The 14,209-nt window shown below is 39.0% G+C and carries 13 protein-coding genes; 7 read left to right on the forward strand and 6 right to left on the reverse strand.

The genetic code is table 11. From position 1 onward, the window contains the following. From H6F39_RS20800 to gntT, 7 genes are all read left to right on the forward strand, one after another. Positions 1-2,211: S-layer family protein (locus H6F39_RS20800; protein ID WP_190396930.1), on the forward strand; the 2,211-nt coding region annotated here is incomplete at its 5' end. A 202-nt stretch (positions 2,212-2,413) separates the two neighbouring features. Further along, positions 2,414-2,800, forward strand: a complete 387-nt coding sequence (locus tag H6F39_RS14720) for a hypothetical protein (protein ID WP_190372224.1) — start codon at positions 2,414-2,416, stop codon at positions 2,798-2,800. Positions 2,801-2,892: 92 nt separating this feature from the next. Continuing rightward, entirely contained in the window at positions 2,893-3,627 is a 735-nt protein-coding gene (locus H6F39_RS14725; protein WP_190372225.1) for a methyltransferase domain-containing protein, read from the forward strand. A gap of 30 nt (positions 3,628-3,657) precedes the next feature. Beyond that, complete coding sequence (locus tag H6F39_RS14730; protein WP_190372226.1) at positions 3,658-4,443, forward strand: FkbM family methyltransferase; 786 nt, start codon at positions 3,658-3,660, stop codon at positions 4,441-4,443. A gap of 293 nt (positions 4,444-4,736) precedes the next feature. Next, positions 4,737-6,011: an ATP-grasp domain-containing protein gene (locus H6F39_RS14735; protein WP_190372227.1), complete on the forward strand. Its 1,275-nt coding sequence runs from the start codon at positions 4,737-4,739 to the stop codon at positions 6,009-6,011. A 24-nt stretch (positions 6,012-6,035) separates the two neighbouring features. Next, positions 6,036-6,995, forward strand: coding sequence for a diiron oxygenase (locus H6F39_RS14740; protein WP_190372228.1), 960 nt, complete (start codon positions 6,036-6,038; stop codon positions 6,993-6,995). A gap of 197 nt (positions 6,996-7,192) precedes the next feature. After that, entirely contained in the window at positions 7,193-8,539 is a 1,347-nt protein-coding gene (gntT, locus tag H6F39_RS14745; protein WP_190372229.1) for a guanitoxin biosynthesis MATE family efflux transporter GntT, read from the forward strand. Positions 8,540-8,783: 244 nt separating this feature from the next. On the opposite strand, the gene H6F39_RS14750 is transcribed toward gntT, so the two are convergent. The 6 genes from H6F39_RS14750 to H6F39_RS14775 form a co-directional block, all read right to left on the reverse strand. Beyond that, positions 8,784-9,704: an NAD(+) kinase gene (locus H6F39_RS14750; protein ID WP_028085086.1), complete on the reverse strand. Its 921-nt coding sequence runs from the start codon at positions 9,702-9,704 to the stop codon at positions 8,784-8,786. A 6-nt stretch (positions 9,705-9,710) separates the two neighbouring features. After that, the gene (gene nuoK / locus H6F39_RS14755; RefSeq protein ID WP_015080280.1) at positions 9,711-10,016 is read right to left on the reverse strand and encodes an NADH-quinone oxidoreductase subunit NuoK; all 306 of its coding nucleotides are present in this window, start codon (positions 10,014-10,016) and stop codon (positions 9,711-9,713) included. A 26-nt stretch (positions 10,017-10,042) separates the two neighbouring features. Next, positions 10,043-10,654, reverse strand: a complete 612-nt coding sequence (locus H6F39_RS14760; protein ID WP_137907292.1) for an NADH-quinone oxidoreductase subunit J — start codon at positions 10,652-10,654, stop codon at positions 10,043-10,045. Between the two features lie 107 nt (positions 10,655-10,761). Continuing rightward, positions 10,762-11,346 (reverse strand): NAD(P)H-quinone oxidoreductase subunit I, encoded by a 585-nt coding sequence (gene ndhI, locus H6F39_RS14765; protein ID WP_137907291.1) that lies wholly within the window; start codon positions 11,344-11,346, stop codon positions 10,762-10,764. Positions 11,347-11,418: 72 nt separating this feature from the next. Beyond that, positions 11,419-12,537: an NADH-quinone oxidoreductase subunit NuoH gene (nuoH, locus tag H6F39_RS14770; RefSeq protein WP_137907290.1), complete on the reverse strand. Its 1,119-nt coding sequence runs from the start codon at positions 12,535-12,537 to the stop codon at positions 11,419-11,421. A 491-nt stretch (positions 12,538-13,028) separates the two neighbouring features. Then, positions 13,029-14,165 carry a citrate synthase gene (locus tag H6F39_RS14775; protein ID WP_137907289.1) on the reverse strand — a complete coding sequence of 379 codons (1,137 nt, stop codon included), beginning with the start codon at positions 14,163-14,165 and terminating at the stop codon, positions 13,029-13,031. Positions 14,166-14,209: the final 44 nt, after the last annotated feature.

The raw sequence follows: 14,209 nt of genomic DNA on the forward strand, positions 1-14,209 counted from the left end.
ATTAACGGTACTGGAAACAGCCTGAATAATACCATTACAGGTAACACGGCTAATAACATTCTTGATGGTGGTTTAGGTAATGATACCCTTAATGGTGGTTTAGGTACTGATACTTTGATTGGTGGTTTAGGTAACGATATCTATGTTGTAGATAGCACAACTGACACCATAACGGAAAATCAGGGAGAGGGTACAGATAGAATTCAATCCAGTGAAACCTTTACTCTTGCTACCTTAAGCAATATCGAAAACCTCACCCTCACAGGAACAAACGTTATTAACGGTACTGGAAACAGCCTGAATAATACCATTACAGGTAACACGGCTAATAACATTCTTGATGGTGGTTTAGGTAATGATACCCTTAATGGTGGTTTAGGTACTGATACTTTGATTGGTGGTTTAGGTAACGATATCTATGTTGTAGATAGCACAACTGACACCATAACGGAAAATCAGGGAGAGGGTACAGATAGAATTCAATCCAGTGAAACCTTTACTCTTGCTACCTTAAGCAATATCGAAAACCTCACCCTCACAGGAACAAACGTTATTAACGGTACTGGAAACAGCCTGAATAATACCATTACAGGTAACACGGCTAATAACATTCTTGATGGTGGTTTAGGTAATGATACCCTTAATGGTGGTTTAGGTACTGATACTTTGATTGGTGGTTTAGGTAACGATATCTATGTTGTAGATAGCATAACTGACACCATAACGGAAAATCAGGGAGAGGGTACAGATGGCATTCAATCCAGTGACACCTTTACTCTTGCTACCTTAAGCAATATCGAAAACCTCACCCTCACAGGAACAAACGTTATTAACGGTACTGGAAACAGCCTGAATAATACCATTACAGGTAACACAGCTAATAACATCCTTGATGGTGGTTTAGGTAATGATACCCTTAATGGTGGTTTAGGTAATGATACTTTGATTGGTGGTTTAGGTAACGATATCTATGTTGTAGATAGCATAACTGACACCATAACGGAAAATCAGGGAGAGGGTACAGATGGCATTCAATCCAGTGTCGCTCTTGCTCTTGCTACTTTCAGCAATATCGAAAACCTCACTCTTACAGGAACAACTGCTATCAACGGTATAGGTAACGATACCCATAACGTCATTACAGGTAATACGGCTAATAACATCCTTGATGGTGGTTTAGGCAATGATACCCTTAATGGTGGTTTAGGTACTGATACTTTGATTGGTGGTTTAGGTAACGATATCTATGTTGTAGATAGCATAACTGACACCATAACGGAAAATCAGGGAGAGGGTACAGATGGCATTCAATCCAGTGTCGCTCTTGCTCTTGCTACTTTCAGCAATATCGAAAACCTTACCCTCACAGGAACAACTGCTATCAACGGTACAGGTAACGATACCCATAACGTCATTACAGGTAATACGGCTAATAACATCCTTGATGGTGGCTTAGGCAATGATACCCTTAATGGTGGTTTAGGTAACGACAGTTTGGTTGGTGGTACAGGAAATGATACTTATTTGTTCTCCATTACCACTAGCGTCGGTACTGACATCATTACAGAGGCAGTAGTGGGTGGTCAAGATACCATTGACTTCACTGGTACAACCGCAGCAATTCGCCTAAATTTAGGCATTACTACTACTCAAACCCTGGTTGCTAATGGTTCAAAACTGACATTAACTGCCGCCAATGCCATGGAAAACGTGATTGCTGGTGCTGGAGCAGATAGAATTATCGGTAATGATTTAGATAACCGCTTGGTTGGTGGTGCTGGTAATGATGCTCTGACTGGTGGTGCTGGTAATGATACTCTGATTGGTGGTGCTGGTAATGATACTCTGATTGGTGGTGCTGGTAATGATGTCTTCAGCTTTGCAGGGGATGCTGCATTCACTGTAGCTAGTCAAGGTCTAGATACTATCCAAGACTTTGGTATCGGTAGTGACCAAATATTGTTGGGTAAGTCTGTATTCGCTTCTGTTACCAGTGTTATCGGTCAAGGATTCAGCCTAGCAGAGGAGTTTGCTACGGTTGAAGATGATGATTTGGTAGGTACTAGTAACGGACTGATTGTTTATAGCTCTAGCAGTGGTAGTCTTTTCTACAACGAAAATGGCGCGGCTGCGGGCTTTGGTGCTGGTGGTGAGTTTGCTATTCTCGCTACTGTTCCCACTTTGACTGCTAGTAATTTCTCTCTTGTTTAAGGATTAATTAGTTTACTTAATCAGTGACATCTGAGGTGGGGGATGATTCCTGGGTCGCGCTTTGCTATCATCTCCCACTTTTTTTGTTTCAAGAAGGTATAATCTGGTTCATAAGGTATAATCTCCTTACAGCCACTTTTAGGTAGGGCTTGCTGAATAAACATAAAACCGGGACAAATAAATGAATTGATGGGGATAGAAAGTGAAAAAGGTGCAAGAAAAAGAGTTAAAATGGGTAAAAACCCTTGCACAAAGGCGTATTAAGATGTATAGAAAAGCGCAAGGGCGGGAAACAGCACCGGCAAAGTTTGAATTACCCTTTGAAGAAAAATTGGCATCGGATCTTTGCTTTTGCCTAACTACCTGGTCAATTTTTTTTTGCCTTTTTCCACTTTTTCAGCAAGCCCTACATATAAATTTAGCACAGAAATTAGCTATGAACTTAACAAAGCTTAAGCTGCATACGCCTCTTTTTTCAACGTGGCTTTCAGGCTCTACCCCTTATGAAACAAGCTGTTTAGCCACCTTGTCACCCGTTAAGGTAAAGCCATCACCCTTGAGAAAAAACTTTTTGGTTTACTGCTCTTAAAGTATTGACTTGTCGTAGTAGATGTGATACTCTTACTCAAGAGAAATACTTTAAGTAGCAATGTAAAGATAGCAAAATAAAACTGTGAAAATATGAGTAATTCAGTTGAGTCTGTTGACGATTTAATTCTAGCTAGTCATGGTAACTGGAGATTTGATCAGCAAGTTAGTGAAAGTTTTGACAGTCATGTTGTAAAGAGCGTGCCTTTTTATGAAGAGATTCAAAGAATGGTAGTTGAAATTAGCGAGTATTTTATCAAAGATAATAGTGTTATATACGACATAGGTTCTTCTACAGGCACAACTTTATCACTGCTATCTCAACAACATATTTTAAAAAAAAATATTAACCTATTTGGGATAGAGGAAAGCCCATCCATGATAGAGAATGCTAGATCTAGATGTACTTCTCCAAATGTGAATTTTCTTCTTCAAGATGTAATTAGTAGTAATATATGTTTTGAAAATGCTAGTTTTGTAACTAGTATTTTAACAATGCAATTTGTACCCTTCAATTACAGGCTCAAGGTACTGCAAAGAATCTATGATGGTATAATAGGAGGCGGTGCTTTCGTCCTAGTAGAAAAAACCAGATGCGAGAGTTCATTTTTTGAAGTTCCCTGGTTAGAGCTTTACTGGGATTTTAAGGAAAGACAGGGATTAACTGACTCTATGATTAGACAGAAATCTAAAAGTCTCAGAGGAGTTTTAAATCCGTTAACCTTACAACAAAATATGGATTTGCTTCGCGAAGCAGGTTTTTCCAATATGGAAATATTCTTTAGATGGTATAATTTTGTTGGTTTAGTGGCAATTAAAGAGAATTAAACTAAAAAATCAAAAAGGAGAATAAATCTAATGGTTAATGTTGAAAATCAACGTCTAGATTCCTACACAGTTAATGGAGCTAGATTTCAACTTCTAGACCCTGACAGTAGCGTATCAAAAGAAACTACTGAGGGAGTGGACTATGAACCTGCTGTTACCCAGTATCTAAAACAAATCCTAGAAAAGGAAACCCTCTCTTTTCTGGATGTGGGAGCGCATTATGGTTACTACACAGTTTATGTTAGTAAGATAAGTCCTGATAGTCGAGTATATTCCTTTGAACCCGGGGTTAAACACCTGAAAGTATTGAGGGAAAATCTTCAAATTAACGACGTTAAAGCTGAAATTTACGATGTAGCTCTTTCTGATGAAACAAAAGAAGTTCTCTTTCATAACAGAACGATGAAATTTGCAGGACAACTGGAGACTGAAACAATTAAGGCTATAACCTTCGATGAATTGAATAATCAAGAGGATATTAGACCAGAAATAGTCAAGATTGATGTCCATGGGGCTGAAGGAAAAGTTCTATATGGGATGAAGACTGCACTCAAAGAAGCTGTTAAATATCTTTTCATTGAAATTCATGCTGCTCATTTGTTAGTGGACTATTCCTATAAAGAAATACTGGATATTCTTTTAGATTCAGGTTTTAAACTATTTGAAATGGATAAATTCAGGGACACTACTTCACCTGTTCTTGTGCCAATTGTCGGTGCTGCTTACGAAGATTTTATTAATTTTGATAAATGGACAGAAGATCAAATTAAACGTGAAAGGATGATTTTTGCGACAAAAGATCCTAACACTAAATAAAGACTAGAAGTTAATAAAAGCTAGTATAGCAAAGCAGGATTCAAAATAGAGGATACAGCACAGTATGCAAATAACATGAATACAGTGTGATCCTTTAATAAATTTAAAGCCCTTAGTTTATTTGCGCTGTGCTGTACTAGCTTACAAATACTTTTGAACCCTGGGAATCCTAATCCAAATGAAGATTAAGAAAGTACCAGAGTAATTAGCTTTTTTACTCACTCACCGACTTTTCAAACACCCTCTAAGTGATCTCAATTACAAAACAATTAGCTAAATAGTGACTGTAAACTATGGAAAACCGAGAAAATAATTTTATTTTATATCTGGACACACGTTCTTTCCCGCCAGAAAGAGAGGAGGAAATAAAATCTGCTAGAAATGCAGGACTTAAGATAGTTATAGCAGCACCTTCCTTAAAACCATACGAAAATTACAATATAGACCATCTTATACAAGTACCTCTTGGACAATTTGATATCGCGGAAGAAATCATAATTAGTAATCTCCTTTCTCACAATATTCAAGTGAGAGGAGTAGTTGCTTGGGGGGATATATCAGTCGAACTAGCTTCTAGGATAGGAAAAACTCTTGGTTTAGCATCAACTACACCTGAAGCTGTTCTCAATGTCCGTAATAAGGCAAACACAAGACGAGTTCTCAACCAGTTAAGTTCTGTTAACCCAAAATACGCTATTATTCATGACTATGAAAGCTTCAGTAAAAGTTTGAAGACGGTTGGTATCCCTTGTCTGCTTAAACCTTCAGGAGCATCTTTTGGTAGGGGAATATTTAAAATCTCTGCCTATGAAGAAGCAGAAAAAATATTTCAACAGTTCATCGAATATTGTACTCCTAGTAGAGACGAAATTTATTCTTATTTTTCAAATGAATTTCTCCTAGAAGAATATTTAAATGGAACTGAACATTCCGTAGCTGGTATCGTAGCAGATAATCAGGTGTACGTATTAGCGATTACCGATAAAAAAATTAATCGAGAAATTCCCTTTCAATACGAGAATATAGTTCCCAGTAAACTCTCGCAAGATATACAGAATCAGATTTTAGAAATATCCCATTTAGCAGTACAACTAATGGGAATAAACTGGTGCGGGTTTCATATAGATTTAATGGTAACTGATCATGGTCTGAGAATTTTAGAAATCGGCGGACGGCTAGGAGGAGAATGTATTAACTCACATCTAATTCCATTATCTTCATCATCTCAACTGCATCCTTATGACTTGTTGCTACAGGTTGTTCAAGGACGTAATCCTTTTACACAAAGGGATTTCATCAATAATGATTTCAGGCAGTCTGGGATTCGGGCATTTTTACCACCCAAGCCTGGCCGCTTAACCAGTATACAAGGTTTTGAAAAAGTTAGGAATCATCCTAATACAAAAACCGTAATACAACTAAAGAAAGTTAACGATGAAGTATTTCTTCCCATAGATAAAACTAATGAATACGCAGTTGGTTATGTAATCGCTGAGTGTGGATCTGAGGGAGACATTGAAAAGGTTTTAGAAGAACTAGCTTCCTTGGTACAAATTGAAACAAATTAATGGTGAGTTACTTGTAATAAATATATGCTTTTTCCAGAATGTGTTGACAAGAAGACTGATAACTATCATAGTGCATTTGATAGTTGGCATGAACACTCCTCTATAAGGATTAAACCTCACAGAGTCATCCAAAAAGATCAACTTGAGGGGAAAGTGTTTTTCCCTCCAGATTTGTTTCCTATAGTTTCACATCCTCTTGTTCAAAAACGAGGTGAAGCTTTTATAGAACAACTACTTGTTCATCGTTTATATAGTTACTTGGACTTCACCGAAGTTTTAGAACATCAAATAGTCAATCCGGTAGTTTCTAGAATAGCCCATGATCAGATAGGTATGGAAATTTCTCAGGAAAGGAGATTTGATGCCTATAAAATTTACATTGATGAAGGTTATCATGCTTTATTCTCTGTTGAGATGAAAAAACAAGTGGAAAAAGCAACTGGAATAACTTCTCTTTATTTAGGAACTCCGAACCTCTTAAAACGTCTTAACTATATACAGTCATCTGTTGATAGTAATTTGCGAGAAATAATTAAGGTATTCTGGACTGTTATATCGGAAACATTGATTACATCAATTCTTACAGATATACCAAAAAACAAAAATGTAGTAACTCCAGTGCGGGAAATGATTCTTGATCACGCTAGGGATGAAAGTCGTCACCATGTGTACTTTGCTAGTTTATTAAATATATTGTGGTTCCAACTTAAACCTCAAGATCAATCTATAATTGGTCCGGTTTTACCAGAAATTATTTTCGCTTTTCTAGAACCTGATATTACTGCAATAAAATATTATTTGGAAGTATTGGGTTTAGAAAATAAAGAAATAGAAATATTAGTGGAAGAATCCTATCCTCAAAGAAGACTGATGCTTGGTATTAAAAAAGCAGCAAGTGCAACTTTAAAATGCTTGGAGAACAGCGGTGTTTTTGAAGAAGCATATACTGCTGAGGGATTTAGAAAAAGCGGCTTGTTAAGTTAGTTGCAGTAGCAGTGAATACAGCATATTGCACATAACATGAGATAAAGATTTAAATTTACCGCTAGGCTATCCTTAAATAGGATTTAACTGCAAAACTCTGCTGTAGTCAAAGAATCGTAATCATATAATTTCATATTTGTGGTTATTTATGAAATTTTCTGTAGGGCAAAACCTCTTCAAATCAGGCTTTTTATACGATGCTATTATTCCCCTTGTCAGGTAAATATCAATTTATCTCTCGCTTTTATCTAATTACCCTTACTAATATTTTATCTTGTACTATTATACCGTTAGCTGGTTTTACCAGTACAGTTTTTCTAGGTCATTTGACAGATATCCGCTATTTTGCAGGTGCTTCTCTGGGTGCAATTCTTTTTGATTATATATACTTTAGTTTAAATTTTTTACGTTTAGTAACTACAGGCATGACAGCAATAGCTGTTGGTGAAGATGACCGAGAGGCTATGTTACTAGTAGGAATACGGAATAGCGCGATCGCTTTAGGTTTAGGGATACTCATTCTGGTTATACATGAACCCTTAGGGAAATTGGGGTTTGCACTGTTTACTACTTCTCCAGAGGTCAAGGATGCTGGTCTTGCCTACTTTAATGCCCGTATTTGGGGCGCACCAGCAGTTTTACTCAACTATGTACTAGTTGGCTGGTTTATTGGACAGGAAAAAAGTGGTAGGGTATTGCTAATGACCATTGTTTACAATGTTGTTAATATACTGCAAGACTACCTCTATATTAACCAGTGGCACTGGGCAAGTACCGGAGCAGGAATGTCTGCTGGAATTAGCCAATATTTAATGTCGTTGGCGGGGTTAATTTTCATACTCCGTGATATACCTTTAAAAGAGGTAGCAGCATTAAAGGGGCAGATTTTGGAATCGTCAGGTTTCAAATCCATTGTTCGGTTGAATGGAAATCTGTTTGTGAGGTCTTTAACTATTGCATTCACCTACGTCATTTTTTCCAGTCTGAGCGCAACAATGGATACAATGATATTTGCCTGCAATGCCTTACTTTTACAGGTGTTACTGCTGACTATAGATATTTTTCATGGTGTAGGACTTTCTACCGCTGCTTTAACTGGAACATTTAAAGGTGAACAGACAACTCATAAGTATTTGCCTTTATTGCAAATAGCAATAGGAACTAGTCTTTCAATAGGACTTACCTGTGCTGGTCTTTGTGTCCTTTCTCCACAAACCATATTTGGTTTGTTAACCAACCACAGCGAAATCATAGAGCTAATTAAGACCTATGTTCCTTGGTTATTAGTGGTTCTGGGGTGTGCCTCAATTTGTTTAGTTCTGGAGGGATACTTTACGGGTCTAGCCGAAGGGGTTGTTCTCCGCAATACTTTCTTAATTAGTACCTTGGCGGGATTTATCCCTCTAGCTATGTTAACATGGTTTTATCACAATAACCATATGTTGTGGTTGGCTATGTCTATGTTTATGGTGATTAGAATGGTGATTCTTGGAGTATATCTGGTGAAAAGCAAAGAGTTGAAGATCGAGACCATATTAAATTGAATTAATACACCTAATTATAAAAACTTACAAAAGAGAGTTATTAGGTGTTAATGAAACTTCGTTGACAACTACTTTTAACTTCTGAGTTCTGATTCGGTAAATTCTGACTCCTGCTATAGTTCATACTTTAAATTGCCAGTAAGAGTAGACATAAAAAACCCCCAAATAAATTGCAATTGGGGGCGAAAATTGATTGAGAATTACGAGCGTGACGGGGTGAAAGTTTAGAAAATAAACATAAAAATCAATTCCGGTGATTATTGTTGTAGCGAACCCTTGTACCAGCCCAAAGTAACTTTTCCCGCAATGTTTGATAATAGGAATTATTTGCCCGTAAGACAATAAACTTAGCACGACAATCAGCCATTCGGACATCCACACGGTGTCCCGGCCAAATAGAGGTAGATAACACGCCATCCATCCATAGTTTGGTACTTAAATCATAATCTCCCAAAGGCCAAATACTGACCACAGAACCAGGAGGTAAGACAAGAGGACGACTAGAAAGACTCATAGGACAAATGGGAGTGATGGTAATTGTTTCCATACCATCATGGATAATTGGTCCACTGGCAGAAACAGTGTAACCAGTAGAACCTGTGGGAGTGGAGATAATTAAACCATCTCCCACATATTGATCAACTATCTCACCATCAATTTCCATTTCCAGAATTGAGGTAATCATTCTGTCAGCAGAAGCGGGTTTGACACAAAACTCATTTAGAGCTAAGTAACTCTCGGTAACTGGTTCTAAATTAGAACCAGTCCCTTCATATACCGCTGCTTGTAACATCATGCGTCGTTGGATAGCATAACGATCTTCTAACAGACGTTCCCAAACTACTTCTGGATCTTGAAATTCATCTACTGACTCCGTTAAAAACCCCAAATGGCCACCTACATTGACTCCGAGAATGGGAATACCAGCGGGGGCTAAATGCCTAGCACTGGTTAAAACAGTACCATCACCACCAAGTACCAAGGCCAGATCGATTGATTGATTAGCAGAGGCCAAAAAAACCGGATAGGGGTTATCTTTTGGCCCACTAGGTCCCATCAATACTTGGCAATGACGATTTTCTAGTTGTTTAGCACAGAGTTCGGCCCAGCGTTTACTCTGGGGATCTCGTGCTTTATAAGCAATGATTACCTGCTTGAGTTGCACGCGCTATTACCACTTCAGGAGATTAAACTGCTCCATGTCAACGGTATCACGGTTACGATAAATAGTTAAAACAATCGCCAAACCTACCGCTGCTTCAGCAGCAGCCACGGTAATCACAAAAACTGTGAACACCTGGCCTTTAATTAAGGTTGAATCAAGGAAGTTGGAAAATGCCATTAAATTCAGATTAACGGCATTTAGCAATAACTCAATTGACATGAGTACCCGAACTGCGTTGCGACTGGTAATTAAACCATAAATCCCAATGCAGAACAAAGCCGCTGCTAGTAATAAGAAGTATTGAAGTTGCATGATTGTCGGTTGTCGGTGGTCAATTGTCAATTATTAGAACTGCTACCAGTGGATATGAGTTCTTTGGGGCGCTCTGGGAGGGTTAAAATTGTTTGTGGTAGGTCAGAGGTTGGTAATTGGTCGGGTAGATATTCTCTTCGTGCCAAAATAATCGCTCCTACCATGGCTATGAGCAAGAGGACGGAAGCTAATTCAAAAGGTAGCAAAAAGTCGCTAAAGAAATGCTCACCAATGACTACGATGGAATTTTGACTGACTTTCCCGTTGCTTGAGTTAGCCCAAGGTGTGGCTACTACCATTGTGCTTAAAAGAGCAAATAGTCCAAAACTGACTATAGCTGTAAATATTTTTCGTAATCCTGCACTAGGTAATGGTGAAAAATCCTGTCTTTTGTTTACCAACATAATGGCAAACAGAATTAAAACGTTAATTGCACCAACATAAATTAATATTTGGGCTGATGCGACAAAGTCACCATTTAGCAATAGGTACATCCCCGCAATGCTGATGAATACACCTCCCAGCAAAAAAGCGGAATAAACGATGTTAGAGAATAGCACTACACCTAGTGCTGCTCCAATCATCATTACACCAAGAATGCCAAGTGATACAGACTGTACTCCCTCTGCTAGATTCACTGTTTTCTATCCTTATTGATGTTTAATAAATATTGAGTAGTAATTGGTGATTGGTGATTGGTAATTGGTAATTGGAAAAATTTTGATTACCCATTACCCATTACCTATTACTGATTACCACTTTCTACTAGGTCTTCTGGACGAGAACCAGCACGGGGAGCTTCCTCTGGTACTCCGTGGGGGTCCATTACACCTTTAGGTAGGTAAGCAAGTTCCCGTAATGGTGTCACCATTGGATCGTTTGTAACTTTATACGGTAAACGTCCCAAGGCTACGCTATCGTAGTTCAGTTCATGGCGATCGTAAGTGGCTAATTCATATTCTTCTGTCATGGATAAACAGTTAGTGGGACAGTATTCCACACAGTTACCGCAGAAGATACAAACTCCAAAATCAATACTGTAGTGTTTGAGCTTTTTCTTTTTGGCTACTTTGTCCATTTCCCAGTCAACTACAGGGAGGTTGATAGGACATACACGCACACAGACTTCACAAGCAATACACTTGTCAAATTCATAGTGAATGCGACCGCGAAATCTTTCACCGGGAATCAATTTTTCGTAGGGATATTGGACGGTAACAGGTCGCCGTCTCATGTGGTCAAAAGTAACAGATAATCCTTGACCAATATAACGACCTGCTTGTACGGCTTCTTTGGCGTAATCACCAACTTGTTTGAGGAAATTGAGCATTGTGTGTCTCTCTCTTTACAATTTTGGATTTTAGATTTCAGATTCAGTCCAGAATCTAAAATCTAAAATGCCTTACCCACCGAATGCGAAGGGAAAAGCTAGTTTAAAGGCTGCTGTTAAGAGCAGATTTACCAAGCCTACTGGTAAAAGGAATTTCCATCCTAAATCTAGCAATTGGTCAATCCTTACCCGTGGTACTGTCCAACGAATAAGAATGGCAAGAAATACTAGTAGGTAAGCTTTAATTACGGTCATGGTAATTCCTATCACCGCTGTAACCACTTGGATGATAGGATCACTTTCACTGACTCCTAACCACCCGGTAATCATATCCAGGGGTATGGGACAATGCCAACCACCAAGGTACAAAATTGCTACTAGTAAGGCAGAAAGTACAAGATTAATGTAGGAACTCAGGTAAAAAAGCGCGAATTTCATCCCTGAATATTCGGTCTGATACCCTGCTACTAGTTCTTCTTCTGCTTCTGGTAAGTCAAAGGGTAAGCGTTCACATTCTGCTAGGGCGGCTATCCAAAAAATGATGAAGCCTAATGGTTGTCGCCAAATATTCCAGCCGAAAACCCCAAAATTAGATTGTTGGTTCACGATGTCAACGGTACTGAGACTATTGGACATCATAGCGATCGCTAGTACACTCAGTGCTAGGGGAATTTCATAACTTATGGACTGCGCTGCTGCCCGTAAACCTCCCAATAGGGCATATTTATTATTACTGGCATAACCTGCCATTAATAAACCAATGGGCTGAATACTGGATAATGCAATCCACAAAAATACCCCCATGCCCACATTAGTAATGATGATATTCTGTCCGAATGGTACGATTAAATACGACAGAAATACTGGTAAAACGACAAGAACAGGTCCAAGGGTAAATAGCCAAGGATCTGCCTTAGCGGGGATGATATCTTCTTTAAATACCAGCTTCAGACCATCCGCTACAGGAACCAGCAATCCAAAAGGACCTTGATATTCTGGTCCTATACGCTGCTGTGCCGCCGCTGAAATTTTCCGTTCTAGCCAGGTCGCAACTAGTACGCCTACTGTAGCCCCAATGAGCATCAATACCATTGGTAATGGCATCCATAGGGCTTTGGCCGCCCCTGGGGGTACGCCTAAGTCCTTAACAGATTGAATAAAAGTTCCTTGAAGGTCAATTCCTGGATTCATGTTTGCTGCTCTTGTAAGTCAACTTCCTGATGAACTATGAATAATGGGATCTAAGTTTCCCATTTTCATCTTTTGTCCTTCAGCTTTAGTAATTATCCCTGGGAGATTTGGATGCCCGATTGAAGTTCAATGTACGGGCGAACGGCAGGAAAGCCCCTGCACCAACTCATGAGTTTAGTATATCCTTGGATGGTTTTTACCATCAGACCCAAGAGACAACTTTTCTCTATGGTTAAGATTGGTAATTGATAATTTATCAGTGGAGAAATGGGCAAAAGTTTACCCATTCAGCAGTGAGACACAAATAGCCGTTTCCACTCTGGTAACGTCGATTGTATCTAAATTGTCTGATTTTCTGCAACAGCCTACTGTTGTCAGCCGGATTTGTAATTTTGGATCATAAGCCCCAATAGAAGATGTGACATTTATCAATCTGTCCACTGAAGGGCATAAATTCAAAATCCAAAATCTAGAGTTGAGTTGTTTATCACTTAACGTTGGTCTATGGGAGTGTAAGAGACTTCATGAAGACCATTGTAAACTTGGGTAGGACGGAAAATCCGGTTTTCTACCAGTTGTTCTTTCCAGTGTGCTAACCAACCTGCTACACGAGCGATCGCAAATACTGGTGTAAATAAGTCTGTAGGAATCCCCATTTTCCTATACACTAAACCGGAATAAAAGTCAACATTAGGATAAATCCCTCTGTCACCCAATTTTTCGGAAACTACCCTTTCCATTTCTACGGCAATTTCATAATATTCGTCATACCCGAATTTCTCAAACAACTGCTCTGCCAAGCTTTGTAAGATTGTAGCGCGGGGATCTTTGACTTTGTACACACGATGTCCAAAACCCATGATTTTGGCTTTGCGTCGGAGAAGATCATCTACGTAAGGACGAACATTCTCTACAGAACCAATGTTTTCTAGCATCTGAATTACTTCTTCATTCGCTCCCCCATGCAAGGGTCCGCCTAAAGTACCTACGGCACTAGCAACTACAGCATAGGGATCTGTCAGGGTAGAAGCCGTTACCCTAGCACTAAATGTAGAGGCATTCATTGTATGCTCAACATGAAGAATTAAACAAACATCAAATATCTTGGCTGCTAAAGGATCAGGTTCTTTCTCATTCAGCATATACAGGAAGTTAGCAGCATAGTCTAAGTCATCCCTGGGTTTAACGGGGTCGTTACCTTCCCGCATTAACTGGAAGGCTGCTACCATTGTGGGAATAGTCGCTATTAACCGGACAGCGGAGTTACGAATATAGACCGGATTATGTAAGTCACGACGAGAATAGAATAAACCTAAAGCAGCAGCCGAAGCTTGAAGAGCATCCATAGGATGACCGCTTTCAGGAAAGCATTTCATCATGTCTCGAATACGGTACTTGATGCGTCTGTGGAAAAGAACTTCATGTTCAAATGCTTTTAGTTCTTCTTTGGTTGGTAACTCACCCCAGATTAAAAGATATGCAGTTTCTAGGAATGTACTTTTTTCGGCTAATTCCTCAATCCTAATACCACGATATTCTAGAATTCCTTTCTGCCCATCTACATGACTTATACTCGATTGGGCTGCGGGAATACCTTCTAAACCAGGCTTGTATTCGCATACCGTCATGGCAACACCATTTACTTTGTAAAATATCTGCTCACGTTAACTCA

The organism is Dolichospermum sp. FACHB-1250 (assembly GCF_014696335.1).
In the GTDB taxonomy this organism is placed as follows: domain Bacteria; phylum Cyanobacteriota; class Cyanobacteriia; order Cyanobacteriales; family Nostocaceae; genus Dolichospermum; species Dolichospermum planctonicum.